Raw genomic sequence first — 16,218 nt, forward strand, 5'->3', positions numbered from 1 at the left:
CCGAGGCCGTGCGGTAACGCGGGAAGCGGCGGGACGGAATGAACTCGGCACGGGGAAGTCATGACGCCGTAAGGCGCTGTCGGGGGATGGCGCACCGCCGGTCGTGATCGCTGCTATCGGGTGGGCGTGTGGTTCCCCGGTCCGGTCGGCTGTGGAGGGACACGGGGTGACCGGTAGGCGTGGGCGAGGTGGTGTTGCAGGCGGGCGTGGCGGAACTGGTATACCGCGCCGGCCTGGCGGAGTACGCCCCGCTGGTAGGCGTCTTCGAGGAAGGCGACGACGGCCCAGGGCAGTCGGCCGGTCAGCGGCAGCCAGATCCGGGCGAAGACCGCCCACTGGCCCCACGCGGTCAGACTGAGCGCGTAGCCGAGGGCGCCGCCGAGCCCGCTGATGACGCCGAGCTTGAGCGCGGTCGTGAGACTCCAGACGAACGGGCCCAGGATCGCCGGCAGAGGCTTGATCACCACCACGAACCCGACGCCGACCAGGATCCCGAAGGTGGGTGCCCAGACGAGGAGTTGAGTCACGACCGTCCGGTGGTTCGTGCGCAGGAGGCTGACCGGGTTGACGGCGGACCGGATGTCGAGCGGGGTCTCGAAGAGGGTCAGGAGGCCGAGGGTGGGGCCGGCACCCAGCGCGAACACGAGGCCGTAGATGATGCCGTCGCCGAGGCCGGCGGCCAGCATGGTCGGGACGTCTATGTGGGCGAGGACGCCGTTGAACACTCCGTGCACGAAGCCGTAGCAGGCGCCGAAGATGAGCCCGCACAGCACCCCGATCGCCAGTCGGCGCAGGGATCTCCGCCTGGTCTTCCCCTCCCTGCCGAAGATCTTCATGCGCACGCCGGACGGCTCCACGGCCGCGTCCTTGGCCGCGACCATGAGCCAGTACGCCATCCCGAACAGGAGACCGGCGAGGAGCCCCACCACCAGGCCGTCCGCGACCTGGAATTCGAGGGGGTCGAAGAGGGTGCCGACGACACCGTCGACGAGCCCGATGGACACACAGATCACCAGCGCGGTCACCAGCGTGCGTGTGGTGCGGTGCAGCCCGTGACCGAGCCGCCACCACTCCAGGTTGGGGGTGTCGAGCCGGGTCAGGTGGTGGGCCAGGTAGCCGAGCCAGTACTGGGCGCGTTCCGGGTCGAAGGTGCGGCGTCGCTCGCTGCCCGGGCGGTGTTCGGGCAACGAGCGGTAGACGGTGGTGGTGAAGTTGTCGAGGAGGTGGTCCTCCAACTGCTCGGGGCTGCCGAAGCGCCGGGTGTCCAGGAGCGCGGCCGGGTCATTCTCGGGGGTGTCGCTGTAGACGGCGCGGGCGAGCGTGACCATCAGCGGAGTGGTCAGCACCGCGGCGAGATTGGCACCTGCCCGGGTGAGCGGCTGCTCGCGTAACTCGCTCAGCACGGGATCCCAGGCGGTCGCCGGGACGACCCCGCCGCGGGCTTTGCGTGTGGTGCGCGGCAGGTAGTCGGCCAGATCGTTCAGGGTGAGATCGGCCAGATCCACCGCGGCGGCGGAGGTGAGCACGTCGGTCTCCGCCACCGCTGCGGTGTACTCGGCAGGACGGCTCGTCAGCAGCAGGGGGAGAGAGGTGGCGTTGAGCGCTTCCAGCGCGGGCCGCCGCAGGCCGTCGGCTATCTCGTCGAAGCCGTCCAGCACGGGGAGCACCCGGCCGGTCTCGACCAGAGCGGCGGCCAGGCTCGGCCCGCCGGGGCCGGGGGCGGCGAGGCCGGGGTGATCACGCGTCAGCTGCGCGGCCAGCCAGTCCCGGAAGGTGATGGCGGTCGGATCCCACGAGCCGATGCTGAAGATCACCGGTACGGCTTCCGTGCGGCCCCTCGACCGCAGGTGGTCCAGGACGAACCGCACGGCGAGAATCGTCTTCCCGGAGCCCGAGCGCCCCAGCACCACGAGGCGCCCGGAGGGTATTCGCCGGTACACGCCCACGATCTCGTCCAGTTGCCCGCTCAGATCCAGCGGGCCGTGCGTACCCCCGGCGGGCTCCCGGCGGATGTTGGCCCAGTGATCGGTCAGCTGCTCGTCAACCGGCCGCCAACGCACCGGCAGCGGATAGGGATCGTGGACCTGCCGCTGCTCCTCCTCGCGCCGCCAGCGGGCGGCCACCGCCTGGGCGAGCTGCTCGGATACGTCGGCCAGGGTCTCGTTCAACGCCGATGCCGGCCGGCCGCCCGTGACCGGCTCGGCGCGGTCGTCCGCGGCACCCGGTCGGCTCCCGTCCCCGGTCGGGTCCTCCGGCCGCCCGCCGTCCCCGGTCCGGCGGACGGCGGCCGCCAGCAGCTCCTCGCGTTCCTCCGGGCTCAGCCGGAGCGCGTCGGCCAGCAGCCTGACCGTGGTCACCCTGGGGTCGGCGCGCTCGCCGGTCTCCAACCCGCGGATGGTCCGCACGCCCACTCCGGCGCGCTCTGCCAAGGCTTCCTGAGTCATCCCCGCCGCGCGCCGCAGCCGGCGTAACAGCGTGCTGAACTCACTGGTCACAGGTCATGGCCTTTCCCCCGGCACGGCGATTTCCCCAGGTGAGGGACTCTAGCGCGGCCACCGGCCGGATACGGCCGGTCTGTTGGCCTGTCCGTTCTCCGGCGCCGGGACCAGCGTCGACGGCATCCACCAGACCGACACCCGGAGCCAGGGGAGGCTCGCGATGCCGACGACCGCAACCGCCGTCCCACCGACCGTCACCACGCTCACACCACAGGAGCGCGAGGTGCTCTACGCGGTCGGCTGTGGCCTGAGAGACGCCGAGATCGCCTCCGCCCTCGCACTCCCCAAGGACGCCGTGGCCGGACACCTCGCCCGGATCCTCGCCGCACTCGGGCTGCGCGACCGAGCCGCCGCCATCGTCCACGCCTTCGACTGCGGCCTGGTCATTCCCGGCCACGGCCCCCGCGAGGCCACGAACACGCGGCCCCGGGCCGTCGCCCGCCCGGCGCGCGCACCGCAGATACGGATCTCCGTGCTCGGACCGCTGCGGGCATGGCGCGACCGACAGCCCGTGGACCTCGGGCATCTGCGCCAGCAAGCCGTGCTGGCGGCGCTGGCCCTGTGCCCGGACCGGACGGTCAGCCAGCAGGAACTGCTCGACGGAGTGTGGGGGATGGAGCCGCCGATCACGAAGGTGGTGCCGGTGTACATCTACCGGCTGCGGAAGATCCTGCGCGTCGAGGACAGTCCGGACTCGGTGATCGAACGCGATCGCTGCGGCTACCGGCTGGCACGCGGCGCCGTCGAAGTGGACGTGACGCACATGGAGGGGCTGGTCACCGCCACCGCGGCGGCCGAGCGAGCGGGCGAACTGGCCGAGGCGGTCCGCATCTGCTCCCAGGCGCTGGACCTGTTCCGCGGGGAACTCCTGGCCGGTCTGCCCGGGCCACTCGCCGAGTTGGAGCGGCTGCGGCTCACCGAGCGCCGGATCGCCCTCGTACAGCGGAAAGTGGACTTGCAGCTGAGGCTGGGCCGGTACTCGGAGGCGATCGCCGAGCTGTGGGCCCTGGCCATGGCGCAGCCCCTCAACGAACCTGTCGCCGCGATGCTGATGCGTGCGCTGTGCCGCAGCGGCCGGCAGGCCGACGCGTTGAGCGTGTTCGACCGCACCCGCCGTCGTCTGGCCGACGACCTGGGGGTGCCGCCGGGCCCCCTGCTGAGGCGGACGCACCAGATGATCCTGCGGGGGCACGAAGCGGAACTCGGCCTCACCCGAACCACGCGATGACCGGACCGGCGACCGGACCGACGCCGCATTCGCGCGGTGAGGAGCTGCTCCTGGCGAGGATCTCCGCAGCCGCCGGCCGTGCGCACCTCGGCAAGCGACGCGCCACTTACGCGGGAGCCGCGCACCCGACCCGTCCCCCTGCCGGTCCGGCCCGGGTGATTCGGTGCCTGTTGGCCTTCGCCCGGTACGGCCGACCTTCCGCGACGAAGGCGCGGGCGGAAGCGCGACTGGACTTGTACGAGCACGGGATGACGGTCGCCGTCAGGCGGCGGATCCACCTCATCCGGTACGACACCACCTCCGTCTTCCACAAGGGCGCCCGGCTCCCGCACGACTCGGCCGGCGCCGGCCCCACTCGCCTCTACACGCTCACCGACATCGAAGGGAAGCAGGTCGAGCTGTACGGGGAGCTGGGGGACAGCGACGCGGGGGAGTGGGTGCCCGAGGTCCAACGTGCCGTCACTCGGGCTCAATTACCCCGAGCGTTGGCCGCCCTCGACGCGGGCGAACGACTCACTTTTGGAGACGTCTGGCTGACCAGGGAGGAGGTCGGGTCCGGAGAGGTGTCCGCCCGGTGGCCGCAGGTGCGGCAGATGGAGACCACATACGGGACCATCAGGCTCAACATCGACGGCAATTGGCACACCCTGGCCCCCACCGCGGCCACGATCCCCAATCTCTTCGTCTTCCACACCCTCGTCGAGCACTTCCGAACCGGCGGCGTGCACGGATGACGATGAGCCGGCCCCGCGCCCCATCCGCCGCTGACCTCCGGAGATCCGCAGGCCATCACATCGGCGCCTCCGTGTGGACCCAGCACGCATGCGTTTCATCGCAAATCCAGCGCCCGTGGCTAGCGTCAGCGCCGAACACAGCAGTTCCGTACGACTTTTCACCTTGAGGAGAAGCAGAGCGATGTCCCTGTCCCGCAGATGGAAGAAGGCGATCGGCGCTGCCGGCGCGACGGCAGCCATGGTGGCCGTCACCACCGCCGCACCCGCCGTTGCCCACGCCGAACCGGTGCACCACTACTACCTGGAGGTCGGCGGCACGGGCTCGGCGGCGCCCGCGCCCGACTGCACCTCCACGTAAACCTTCGCCAACAAACACCTCAACGGTGGCATCCCGGTGCCGGTCTGCTACCCGGCGAGCGCCGGCCCCTGGCTCAACGGCCAGAACGCTCCGGACGTCAACGCACCGAGCTTTGACGCCAGCGTGCGCGAGGGGTACCGCAATCTGCTGGCCGCGGCCGAGGACACCTACCGCCGCGACCCGGGCGCCCGCTTCACGATCGTCGGCTACTCCCAAGGCGCGCACGTGGCCGACCTGGTGCTCCAGACGATCGCCAAGGGCGATACCGACATTCCCCGTTCGCAGGTGAACGGCATGCTGTATTCCGACCCGTTCCAGCCCGACACCGGCATCTGGGCCCGGATTCCCAAGGGTTGGAGCGCGCTCGGATTCACCTCTCCCGGCGCCGGCCCGGCGAAGTTCGATGGCGTTCCGGTGCAGCGATTCTGCATCCGCACCGACGGGGTGTGCGATGCCACCTCACTCCAGTCCGTCGGAGGGTTCCTGAAGCAGCACCCGAAGTACTGGCAGGAGGGCAACGTCATGGCGCAGACCATCGGCAACGACGGCGGTGACGGCGTCGTCTGGTACGACGCCTGACGGCCTGCCGAGCGGTTTCGTAGCGCGGTGATGCGGTGCCGTGGTCCGACCGGCACAAACCGGTCGGACCACTCGCGTGCGGGAACGTCCGCACGTCGACAACAGTGAGAAGTGCGAGATGAGGCGGTGCAGCCGCCGGCCGGAGGGATCGGCCCTCTCATGCCCGTTCGACGCGTTGCTCCGGGTTCAGAATCATCAGGTGTTCCGGCTTGGGATGGGGGGCGAAGCCGACCTTCGCGTAGATGCCGTGAGCGTCGAGAGTGGAGAGCAGGACGCGCTTGATCTTGTAGGGGGCCAGGTGATCGCGCACAGCGCCGGCCAGCCACGTACCGAGCCCCTTGCCGCGGTGTGCAGGAGCGACGTAGACATCACACAGCCAGGCGAAGGTTGCCCAGTCGGTGACGACACGCGCGTAAGCGACCTGGGACCCGCCGGCGTTGTGCACGGCGAAGTTGAGGGAGGCGCGTACCGACTGCTCGACGGTTTCCCGGCTGCGACCCAGCGCCCAGAACGCGTCGGTCGACAGCCAGTGGTGTACCAGCGCGATGTCGAGACGCTCGGGGTCTGTCGAGAGCTCGTAACCGTCTTCTCTGGTTGTGATCATGTTGAGGCATGGTAGCGACGCTACTTGGTTTTCCCAAGTGATTTCTTGGGAAAACCAAGCGAACGCGGCGTCGCCCCCAACCGAAGCTGGGGGCGACGCGGGTGCGGTAGGGGCGTTCCGCTCGGCGACTTGGCCGGTGCCGCGCGCGGCTCGACCGAGGTGCGTCCCTCGCGTCAGAGACCGACGTCGAGGACGCTCCAGTTAACCGGGGTTCCACGGCCCGTGAGGAGGCCGTTCAGCGGCGTCTGGAGGTGGGGCGTGAGTGGGGCCTCGTCCGTGGGAGCGGCCACAGCCTGGGCTGACGCAAGGCCAAGGAGCACAGTCGTGAGCGCGAGACCGGCGAGTGCACGTCGCATGTTTGTCATGTCGTGCCAACGAGCCGACGACAGTGGCGTCACCGTGCGGCGCCCGCCCTGGGCCGGTTGGGCCATCAGCCCGGTGCGCCGGTGTATCGGGCACGGCCGGCCGGGCAGAGGGCGCTGCGGGAGTGCTCGGTATGGACGGCCGCAGAATTTTTTCAACGCACCACCCATCCGCGGGCGTTGCGGCTCCGAATCACCGTCGGTACCTCGCCGAGGTGCTGCTCTCGAAGCCGGACGACGTGCGGTCCCCTCTCCCCCCGCGGAGGCCGCCGGAAAAGGAACGAACGTGATAGCCAAGCGCACCAGCCGCCTCGCCGTACTCGTCGCTCTGCCCGCCGCCCTCGCCCTCACCGTGGGCGTCTCGTCCCTGGCCGTCGCCGAGGGCACCGGAGCCTTCCAGATCAACCTGGACCAGCTGAACGACTCCGGTTCCAAGGGCACGGCGATGCTCAGTCTCCAGGGCAACCGGCTGACCGTGAAGATCGAGTCCGAGGGGCTCGTACCCGGACAGCCCTCCGCGCAGCACCTTCACGGCTCCACCGATGGCCATGACTTCCACTGCCCGGACGCGAGCGACGACACGAACGGCGACGGCGTCCTCAACAACACCGAAGCCACGGTCGACTACGGCGACATCAATATCTCCCTCACCACCAAGGGGCCCACGGACATGGCGAGCGGCCTCGCCGTCGACCGGATGCCCGTGGCGGACGCGGAGGGCAAGCTTTCCTACCAGCGCACGCTCACCGTCTCCCAGGCGGTGGTCGACCACATCAAGGACCTGCACATCGTGCAGCACGGCATCGACCGCAACAGCAACAAGAAGTACGACTTCGACGGCGCGGGCAAGAGCGAACTCGATCCCAAGCTGCCCCAGGAGGCCACCGCTCCGACCAACTGCGGCGAGGTCCAAGGTGCCGCGGTGGGATCCATACCGGTCGGCGGGGTGGAGACCGGAACCGGGCCCTCCGAGGAGGAAGGGGTCCCTGTCGCGGCACTGGGCGCGGGCGGCGCCGGCTTCGTGGCGGTGACCGGCGCACTGGCCGTCGCGCGGCGGCGGAGGGGCGTGCTCGCCGCCGGGCGGAGCAGGGGAAACGGGGCCGCCGCGTGAGCCGCCGGAGTGCAGACAGCGTGATCACCGTACGTCGCAGTCGCCGGGGCCGCCGCGCCCTCGGCTGCGCGGTCGCCGCGGCACTGGCCACCGTGCTCGTCGCCGGGTGCGGAGGGCAGGAAACGGCACCGCCTCAGTCGCTCCCAGCAGGGCAGTCGCCGGCGCAGGGCGGTGACGGGGCCCAGGACGGAGCCCAGGACGGGGCGCCGGACGGAGACTCCGGGGCCGGAGCTGCGGCAGACCTGCCGAAGTCGGTCCCGGAACGGCTCTCCATCCCTTCGCTTCAGGTCTCCTCCACGCTGGAGACGCTGGGACAGGGCAAGAACGGCGTCATGGAGACACCGCGGGATCCGGACAAGGCGGGCTGGTACCGGCCGGGGCCGACGCCCGGCTCGCAGGGGCCGGCCGTGATCGCAGGCCATGTCTCCTGGAACGGCGCGCCTTCGGTGTTCGAGAAGCTGTCGACGATGAAGACAGGTGACACCATCGAGGTGGCCCGGCAGGACGGGAAGACCGCGAAGTTCACCGTCGACCGCGTCGCCCAGTATCCGAAGAACAAATTCCCCACGGTCGAGGTGTACAAGAACCTCGACCACGCCGGTCTCCGCCTGATCACCTGCGGCGGCGAGTACGACGAGGGCAAGCACTACTACCCGGACAACGTGGTGGTGTTCGCCAGTCTCACGGGCAGTGCGTAAGCCGAATACGTGAGAACGGGAGCGGCGGCCCGGTGGCCCCTGCGGCGACCGGGCCGCTCGCCGCCCCTCCCGGAGTCGCGGACCACCATGCCCGTCTCAGCCCATCCTGCGGTAGGTGAGGGGGGGAGTCGTGCTCCCACGTGCCGCCGTCGCGGCCGGTCTCCCAGGCGCCGGTGATGGTGTCGGCGTCCTCGCTGAACGTGCCGATGAAACGCTGTCGGAAGGCCAGTGGGTCATTCTCCCTCGTTGGGTGACTTGGCGGTCGCCGGTTTCCGGGACGCGGCCGGTCGGCGGGGCCCGGGCCGATGAGTTCCCGCTTCGTGAGGAGTCGTAAGAGGAAGACCGTTCAGCCGGCCTCGGCAGTGGCTGCGGAGGCCCGAGGGAGAGGAGAGCACCGTGACGGTGATCGTCGCTGGGAAGGTGTACGTCGAGCCCGGGGAGCGGGATCGGTACGTCGAGGGATTTCGCGACCTCGTGGAGCAGTGCCGTCGGCAGCCCGGGTGTCTCGATCTGTCGATCTCTCCCGATTCCTTCGAGGCGGGACGTATCAATATCTTCGAGTACTGGGAGTCCCAAGAGACGTTGGACGCCTGGCGCGCGATCGCGCCGCGCCCCTCGGTCTCCGCCGAGATCAAGGACCAGCAGGTGCTCAAGCACGAGGTCTCCCGGTCAGGGCCGCCCTTCGACTGACCGGATCCGCGTGACCACCGGATCGGGCCGGTATCAGCCGGTCGGGCGTCTCCTCGGGCGGCGCGTGCCGGGCGCCTTCGCGGGCATGCCTCAAGGCAGGGCAATCCGGCTCGCCGACCCCCACTTCCGCTTCCGCTTCGAAGACCTTCTGGCATTACGGACGAATGGGCTGCTGGGGGTCCAAAGGGAGCTTGACCCAGGCGTAGCCGCCTCGGTCACCGTCGCCGGGAGAGTCGGAGGCGCAAGGGCCGCGGGGCCATGGACAGCGAGGGTGACCGGGCGGTTGTCCGAGACCTCGCGAACGGCGGGTGGAGCGCGGCGTGTTCACCTGGCGATGGTCGACCGCCTCCGCCACCGCGGGACCGGCGCTGCCGCGCCACGTCGTAGCGGTTCGGCTCCCGTCACCGCCAAGTGGGAAAATGGCGAGGATGAGACCTCTCCGCCGATCCTCGGCCGCCCGTGCCTCCCGCCTGTTCCGTCTGCGGAACCGGCGGGAGGATCCGCGCCCGGGCCCCGGGCAACCGACTCGGCCCGAGGACGGCCCCGACGCCCCGCAGCACTCGCCGGGGCAGCGGGTGCGCTCCCTGCTGAGCCGGCGGAGCGTCGCCGGTCAGGTGTTCCTCCTGCAGCTGGCGGTGGTCGTGCTGCTCGTCGTCGTGACGGTGGTGGCGCTGGTGCTGCAGGCTCGGCACCAGGGCACGGAATCGGCCCGCGACGAGATGCTGATCGCCGGTGAGGCGTTCGCGAACGCCCCGGGCGTGGTGGAAGCACTCGACGGCCCCGACCCGACCGCGGCGCTGCAGCCGCGCACCGAAGCGGCCCGGAAGCGGTCCGGCATCGACAACATCGTGGTGTCGACACCGGCCGGAATCCGTCTCACCCACCGCGACCCGGGCCTGATCGGGAAGCACGTCATCGGTCCTTACAAGGAGGCGGCGCGCGGCAAGTCCTTCACGGAAATCGTCAAGGACCCTGTGGGCCTGGCCGTGTACGCGGCGGTGCCCGTCTTCCGGCCCGACGGCTCGGTCGCCGGGATCGTGTACCCGGAGGTCGCGGTCACGAACGTGAACGAAACGGTGGAAGAGCAGCTGCCGATGCTCTTCGGTGCCGCCGGCGGCGCCCTCGTGCTGGCCGGGGGTGGATCGGCACTGGTGAGCCGGCGGCTGCGGCGCCAGACCGGGGGCCTCGGCCCGGCCGAGATGACCCGGATGTACGAGCACCACGACGCGGTGCTGCACGCCGTCCGCGAAGGGGTGCTCATCATCGGGGGCGACGGGCGGCTGCTGCTGGCCAACGATGAGGCGCGGCGGCTGCTGGACCTGCCCGAGGACGCGGAGCAGCAGCCGGTCACCGACCTCGACCTGGCCCCCGGCATCGGCGAGCTGCTGGCCGGTGGGCGAACGGTCACCGACGAGGTGTACCTGGCCGGGGACCGGCTGCTGGCCGTCAACGTACGATCCGTCGACCGGCCCGGGGGCCCGCCCGGCAGTGTGGCGACCCTGCGGGACACCACCGAGCTGCGGGCGCTGGCGGGGCGGGCCGAAATGGCCCGCGAGCGGCTGCAACTGCTCTACGACGCCGGGGTGCGGGTCGGCACCACACTGGATGTGGTGCGCACCGCCGAGGAGCTGGCACAGATGGCGGTACCCCGGTTCGCCGACGTCGTCACCGTGGAGCTGCTGGAGCCGGTCCTGCGCGGCGAGGAGCCGGACGGTGCGAGTACCGCGATGCGCCGCACGGCCATGGTCGGCCTGGAGGGGGACCAACTCCTCCACCCCGTGGGCGAACTGATCCCCTTTGTCCCCACCCCCGCGGCCGCCGGCTTCACTCACGGACATGCCGCCCTGGAGCCGGACCTGGGCGCCTCCGACGGCTGGCGCGCACAGGCCCCGGAACGCGCGCAGAAGATCCTGGACCACGGCTTCCATTCGTGGGTCGCTGTTCCGTTGTGGGCCCGGGGGGTCGTGCTGGGGGTGGCGAACTTCTGGCGGAGAGGTGCTTCCCCACCGTTCGAGGAGGACGACAAGTCCTTCGCCGAGGAGCTGGCCGCCCGGGCAGCGGTGTGCATCGACAACGCCCGCCGCTACACCCGCGAGCACACCCTGGCCGTCACCCTGCAGCGCAGCCTGCTGCCCCACGCCTTGCCCGAGCAGTCCGCCCTTGACGTGGCTCAGCGCTACCTGCCCGCGCAGGCCGGGGTGGGCGGGGACTGGTTCGACGTCATCCCGCTGCCGGGCGCGCGTGTCGCCCTGGTCGTGGGCGATGTGGTCGGCCATGGTCTGCACGCGGCGGCCACCATGGGACGGCTACGCACCGCGGTACACAACTTCTCCGCCCTGGACCTGCCCCCCGACGAACTCCTGACCCGTGTCGATGAACTGGTGGCCACCATCGACGCGGGGGAGGCCACGGACGCCGACGGGATGGGCATCACCGGCGCCACCTGCCTCTATGCGATCTACGACCCGGCCGGCGGGGTGTGCACCATCGCCCGCGCCGGACACCTCGGCCCGGCCCTGGTCCACCCCGATGGCGCCGTCACCTTCCCCGACGTCCCGGTCTCACCGCCACTGGGCCTGGGCGCCGGCCTCCCCATAGAGACCGCAACCCTGCAACTGCCCGCCGACAGCCGCCTGGTCCTGTTCACCAACGGACTCATCGGCAACCGCGACCGCGACCTCGACACCGGCCTCGCTCTCCTGCGCGGAGTCCTGGCGGACCACCCCGGCAGGGCCCCCGAGGAGACCTGCGACGCCGTCATCGAGGCGCTGCTGCCCGAGCGCCCTGGCGACGACATCGCGCTACTGGTGGCCCGTACCCGCCTGCTCGACCCGGACCACGTCGCCGACTGGGACGTGCCGGTCGACCCCGCCGCCGTCTCCCGCGTCCGGGCCGAAGCCACCCGGCAGCTTGCGACCTGGGGCTTGGAGGAGAGCGCGTTCGGCACCGAGCTGATCGTCAGCGAACTGGTCACCAACGCCATCCGTTACGGCACCTCGCCCATCCGGCTGCGGCTGCTGCGCGACACCGACAACCTGATCTGCGAGGTCTCGGACGCCAGCAGCACCTCCCCCCATCTGCGCCGTGCGGCCACCACCGACGAAGGCGGACGCGGCCTGTTCCTGGTGGCCCAGTACGCCCGGCGTTGGGGCACCCGGTACACACCGCAGGGCAAGGTCATCTGGACCGAACAGTCCCTGCACGACACCGCGACCGAACCCGACGCCACCGCGGACGAACTGCTGGACCAGTGGACCGACGAAGAGTGGTGACCAGGCGGCCTGGGTGCTGTGGCAAGCGCGGCTTGCGTTACACCCAGCCAGTGAGGTTCGGGTCGCGCTCGACCAGCTCGGTGATGCCCGCCTCCCGCGCCCGTGCGATCCGGGCGGCATCGGCTTGCCTACGCTCCTGGGCAAACTTCTCCCAGTTCGCGGGCTGCATGAACATCATGGCGTTGCTGCCGGGGACGACCATGACGCCGCCGAAGAGCGGATCACCGGCGAACCAGGCGCCGCCGTCCTCGGCGCCCTTGGGCCAGCGCCGCACCGTCGTGGCGTTGACGGCCCGCATACGGGGCGCGCCGTGCCGGCCGCGGCTGGAGAGTTTGATCGTGTGAATAGTGCCTAGGTATTTCCACTCGTCCCCGTTCCTGTCTCCATCCTTCCTGTCCACGCGCGTTCGGTATTCGAGCGGATAGGTGTGCAGAATCTTTCTGCACACGTTCAAGCGCCGCCCATGGCCGACCCTGAGTGCCAGAAAGATGAGCACCCACATGCCGAACGGGACGGGCAGCACCAGGAAGACGGTGTTCGGCGCACCTAGCTGGTACGCCACCACCGGCAGCGCCATCAGCGAGATGCCGAGGGCGAGGCGTCCGGCGACATGCTGCTTCAGCGCCTTGGTGTTGCGCTTCAGGACCTGCTCGATATCAGGTGCCTTTTGCTGGTTCATCGGCTCCATGAAACCCTCACCCGAAAACGCTCCAACTACCGATTTACCGTACTCAAATGACTTGCCATCAGGTTCTGATGGGCCGCTACGCGAGGCAGATCAGATCGTATGCCTTCGTCGCGAGACGGATCTCGGGTGGGTGGAGGCTCGCGGTACCGCGCTTCCGGCGCGGCGCCAGGCTTGCCGGCGGTGAGAACGAAGATCGAAGGCCGGACAGCGGCGTCCGAGGCGCGGTAGATCATTGTGGTCAGTCCGTCGCAGGACCGGCCGGTGGCATGGTCGTGCGGCACGCCGGCCAGGCCCCGTTTCGACGGCCCCGCGGGATTTCCGGGGGGGGAACTGGGATGTAGTGCACAATCCAGGGATCCGCTGTATGCGGTTCGAATGAGAGGCGCCTGACAGGCCAATGACCAGTTCAGACGCCTCTTTTCCGTGTGTCTAGAAGAATCCCAGCTTCTTGGCCGAGTAGCTCACCAACAGGTTCTTCGTCTGCTGGTAGTGATCCAGCATCATCTTGTGGTTCTCCCGGCCGATACCGGACTGCTTGTAGCCGCCGAACGCGGCGTGGGCCGGATAGGCGTGGTAGCAGTTGGTCCAGACGCGGCCCGCCTGGATGGCGCGGCCGGCGCGGTAGGCGGTGGAGCCGTCCCTGGTCCACACGCCGGCGCCCAGTCCGTACAGCGTGTCGTTGGCGATGCTGATCGCGTCGTCGAAGTCGGTGAACGGTGCGACGGCCACCACGGGGCCGAAGATCTCCTCCTGGAAGACCCGCATGTCGTTGCTGCCTTCGAAGATCGTGGGCCGGACGTAGTAGCCGCCCTCCAGTTCGCCGCCCAGCTCGGCCCGGGAGCCGCCGGTGAGGATGCGGGCGCCCTCCTTCTGGCCGATGTCGAGGTAGGAGAGGATCTTCTCCAGCTGGTCGTTGGAGGCCTGGGCGCCGATCATGGTGTCGGTGTCCAGCGGATGGCCTTGGACGATCTTCTCGGTACGGGCGACTCCCGCCGCCAGGAAGTCCCGGTAGTGCCCGCGCTGGATCAGGGCACGCGACGGGCAGGTGCAGACCTCGCCCTGGTTGAGGGCGAACATCGTGAAGCCTTCCAGCGCCTTGTCGTGGAAGTCGTCCACCGACGACGAGACGTCGTCGAAGAAGATGTTGGGGCTCTTGCCGCCGAGTTCGAGCGTGACCGGCCGCAGGTGCTCGGAGGCGTACTGCATGATCAGGCGGCCGGTGGTGGTCTCTCCGGTGAAGGCGACCTTGGCGACGCGCGGGCTGGAGGCCAGGGGCTTGCCCGCCTCGGCGCCGAAGCCGTTGACGATGTTGACCACGCCGGGCGGCAGCAGGTCCGCGATCAGGCTCATCAGGAAATGCACCGACGCCGGGGTCTGTTCGGCCGGTTTGAGGACCACCGCGTTGCCTGCGGCCAGCGCCGGGGCGAGCTTCCACGTCGCCATGAGGATGGGGAAGTTCCAGGGGATGATCTGTGCGACGACGCCCAGCGGTTCGTGGAAGTGGTACGCGACGGTGTCCTCGTCGATCTCCGAGAGAGTGCCCTCCTGGGCGCGCACGGCACCCGCGAAGTACCGGAAGTGGTCGATGGCGAGCGGGAGATCGGCCGCCAGGGTCTCCCGTACGGGCTTGCCGTTCTCCCAGCTCTCCGCGACCGCCAGCGCTTCGAGATTCTGCTCCATGCGGTCCGCGATCTTGTTGAGGACGGCCGCCCGCTCGGCCGCCGCGGTGCGGGCCCAGCCGGGTGCGGCCGCGTGCGCCGCGTCCAGCGCGCGTTCGACGTCCTCCGCCGTGCCGCGCGCGATCTCGGTGAACGGCCGGCCGTTTACCGGGGTCGGGTTCTCGAAGTACCGGCCCAGTGCGGGCGCCACGTACTCGCCGCCGATCCAGTGGTCGTAGCGGGCCTGGTAACTCATCACGGCATCGGCGGAACCCGGGCTGGCGTAGCGGGCCATGGGGCGGCCTCCCAATCGCAATCGACGCGGTGTCCGCCGCTCCCGTGCGGCGGGCGTTGCGCGGCACGCTAGGGCGGGGGAGGTTGCGGGAACGTTGCGCGCCGGGCGCGCGGCGTCCGCGGGGTGGCCCGGCCGTCGGTCAGGCCGTACGCGGCGCGCAGCCTGCCGGCAGTGGCGCTCGGGGCGGAGCGGGCCGGCGAGCGCTCCGGGAGAGCGTCGACGAGGGCCTCCCAGACCTCCAAGTCATCCTCGCCCCAGGGAGTATGGGACCACTGGCGCAGCTGGCCGGGGTCGCGGGCGCCGAGCAGCGCGCGCCGCATCCGGTCGGCCAGTCCGTCTCGCAGCCGCCGCACGCCAGGTGCCTCGGACAGCGGCAGCAACGGGCCGCGATAGGTGTCCAGGGCGGCGTCGAGCCGCCCGTCGGCCACTTCCCGCTCGGCCGCGGCGAGATCGGTCTCGACGGGTCGGCTGAGGCGGTAGGGGCGGGAGTCGATCAGCGGGCCCACCAGGTGCCGGAGCCGGGACATCTCGGCCCGCAGCGTCACCGGCCGCATCTCGCGCTCGCCGTACAGACAGACCGAGAGCTGATCTCCCGTCAGTCCCTCGGGGTGCTGGGACAGCAGCACCATGATCTCGCTGTGCCGGCGGCCGAGCCGCAGCTGTTCTCCGTCGACGACCAGCAGTGCCTCGTCCCGCCCCAGCGCCGTCAGGAAGACGCCCGGCTCACGTGCCGAGGCGGCGAGGTGGGCCTCCGCGGCGCGCGCGGTGGCCTGCACCAGGGCCAGGCTGTGCGGGCTCGCCAGATGGTTGCCGCCGGTGATGTCCACGGCACCCAGCAGGCGCCCGGTCCGCAGGTCGTGCAGGGGCGCTGCGGCGCAGGTCCAGCGCTGGACCTGCCGGTTGTAGTGCTCCGCCGCGAAGATCTGTACGGCGTGATCGGCGGCGAGCGCGGTGCCCGGCGCGTTGGTGCCGGCGTGTCGCTCGTCCCAGCGGGCGCCGACGACGAAGTTCATCCGCTCCGCCTTGCGCAGAACCCCCCGGTGTCCCTCGACCCACAGCAGGCGGCCCAGCGGGTCGCAGACGGCCAGCAGATGCGCGCCGTCCTCGGCGATGGCTCCGAGCAGTTCGCGGAAGACGGGCATCGCGCGGGCGAGCGGGTGCGCGTCGCGGTAGCCGCGCAGCGTGGTTCCGTCCAGCTCGATGGGGGCGGCGCCGTCCGAGGTGGCCCGGGCGTCGGCTGACCGGCGCCAGGACTCGGCGACCACCGGTCGGATCGGTGGTGCGACCGCCTCGCCGGCCAGGAACGCCTCATGTGCACGCCGTACCGTCCGCGTGCGCTCGGCGGGGTCGGCGCCCGCCTCCATCGCCAGCCAAGGGTTGACCACGTGTCACCTCTCCGATGCTGCTGACTGCCCCGTACCGCCCGATGGTGCTCGCAGGGGG

The 16,218-nt window shown here is 70.5% G+C and carries 13 protein-coding genes; 8 read left to right on the forward strand and 5 right to left on the reverse strand.

Features of this window, described 5'->3' with window-relative positions; translation table 11 throughout:
• Positions 1-113: 113 nt before the first annotated feature.
• Complete coding sequence (locus ACH4FH_RS18350) at positions 114-2,444, reverse strand: NACHT domain-containing protein (RefSeq protein WP_398557108.1); 2,331 nt, start codon at positions 2,442-2,444, stop codon at positions 114-116.
• 214 nt (positions 2,445-2,658) lie between these two features.
• On the opposite strand from ACH4FH_RS18350, the gene ACH4FH_RS18355 reads away from it, so the two are divergent.
• The 4 genes from ACH4FH_RS18355 to ACH4FH_RS18370 all read left to right on the forward strand — a co-directional run bounded on the left by ACH4FH_RS18355 (position 2,659) and on the right by ACH4FH_RS18370 (position 5,397).
• A complete protein-coding gene (locus ACH4FH_RS18355) occupies positions 2,659-3,726 on the forward strand; it encodes a BTAD domain-containing putative transcriptional regulator (protein ID WP_398556888.1) in 1,068 nt (355 codons plus the stop codon).
• Positions 3,723-4,460 (forward strand): DUF6585 family protein, encoded by a 738-nt coding sequence (locus ACH4FH_RS18360; RefSeq protein WP_398556889.1) that lies wholly within the window; start codon positions 3,723-3,725, stop codon positions 4,458-4,460. The genes ACH4FH_RS18355 and ACH4FH_RS18360 overlap by 4 nt, the downstream gene beginning before the upstream one ends.
• 181 nt (positions 4,461-4,641) lie before the next feature.
• Positions 4,642-4,818 carry a hypothetical protein gene (locus ACH4FH_RS18365; protein ID WP_398556890.1) on the forward strand — a complete coding sequence of 59 codons (177 nt, stop codon included), beginning with the start codon at positions 4,642-4,644 and terminating at the stop codon, positions 4,816-4,818.
• 36 nt (positions 4,819-4,854) lie between these two features.
• Positions 4,855-5,397 carry a PE-PPE domain-containing protein gene (locus tag ACH4FH_RS18370; protein WP_398556891.1) on the forward strand — a complete coding sequence of 181 codons (543 nt, stop codon included), beginning with the start codon at positions 4,855-4,857 and terminating at the stop codon, positions 5,395-5,397.
• 157 nt (positions 5,398-5,554) lie between these two features.
• Here the strand turns inward: ACH4FH_RS18370 and ACH4FH_RS18375 are convergent, their stop codons facing one another.
• The gene (locus ACH4FH_RS18375) at positions 5,555-6,001 is read right to left on the reverse strand and encodes a GNAT family N-acetyltransferase (RefSeq protein WP_398556892.1); all 447 of its coding nucleotides are present in this window, start codon (positions 5,999-6,001) and stop codon (positions 5,555-5,557) included.
• A 648-nt stretch (positions 6,002-6,649) separates the two neighbouring features.
• Here ACH4FH_RS18375 and ACH4FH_RS18380 point away from each other — a divergent pair.
• The 4 genes from ACH4FH_RS18380 (at position 6,650) to ACH4FH_RS18395 (ending at position 12,134) form a co-directional block, all read left to right on the forward strand.
• Entirely contained in the window at positions 6,650-7,474 is an 825-nt protein-coding gene (locus tag ACH4FH_RS18380) for a hypothetical protein (RefSeq protein WP_398556893.1), read from the forward strand.
• Between the two features lie 20 nt (positions 7,475-7,494).
• Entirely contained in the window at positions 7,495-8,172 is a 678-nt protein-coding gene (locus ACH4FH_RS18385; protein ID WP_398556894.1) for a class F sortase, read from the forward strand.
• 396 nt (positions 8,173-8,568) lie between these two features.
• Positions 8,569-8,862, forward strand: a complete 294-nt coding sequence (locus tag ACH4FH_RS18390; RefSeq protein ID WP_398556895.1) for a putative quinol monooxygenase — start codon at positions 8,569-8,571, stop codon at positions 8,860-8,862.
• Positions 8,863-9,290: 428 nt separating this feature from the next.
• Positions 9,291-12,134: a SpoIIE family protein phosphatase gene (locus tag ACH4FH_RS18395; RefSeq protein ID WP_398556896.1), complete on the forward strand. Its 2,844-nt coding sequence runs from the start codon at positions 9,291-9,293 to the stop codon at positions 12,132-12,134.
• 37 nt (positions 12,135-12,171) lie between these two features.
• Here the strand turns inward: ACH4FH_RS18395 and ACH4FH_RS18400 are convergent, their stop codons facing one another.
• The 3 genes from ACH4FH_RS18400 to ACH4FH_RS18410 all read right to left on the reverse strand — a co-directional run bounded on the left by ACH4FH_RS18400 (position 12,172) and on the right by ACH4FH_RS18410 (position 16,160).
• Positions 12,172-12,822 carry a hypothetical protein gene (locus ACH4FH_RS18400; RefSeq protein ID WP_398556897.1) on the reverse strand — a complete coding sequence of 217 codons (651 nt, stop codon included), beginning with the start codon at positions 12,820-12,822 and terminating at the stop codon, positions 12,172-12,174.
• 429 nt (positions 12,823-13,251) lie between these two features.
• The gene (locus ACH4FH_RS18405; RefSeq protein ID WP_398556898.1) at positions 13,252-14,775 is read right to left on the reverse strand and encodes an aldehyde dehydrogenase family protein; all 1,524 of its coding nucleotides are present in this window, start codon (positions 14,773-14,775) and stop codon (positions 13,252-13,254) included.
• A gap of 68 nt (positions 14,776-14,843) precedes the next feature.
• Complete coding sequence (locus tag ACH4FH_RS18410) at positions 14,844-16,160, reverse strand: GAF domain-containing protein (RefSeq protein ID WP_398556899.1); 1,317 nt, start codon at positions 16,158-16,160, stop codon at positions 14,844-14,846.
• Positions 16,161-16,218 lie beyond the last annotated feature (58 nt).

The organism is Streptomyces sp. NPDC017993 (genome assembly GCF_044328065.1).
In the GTDB taxonomy this organism is placed as follows: domain Bacteria; phylum Actinomycetota; class Actinomycetes; order Streptomycetales; family Streptomycetaceae; genus Streptomyces.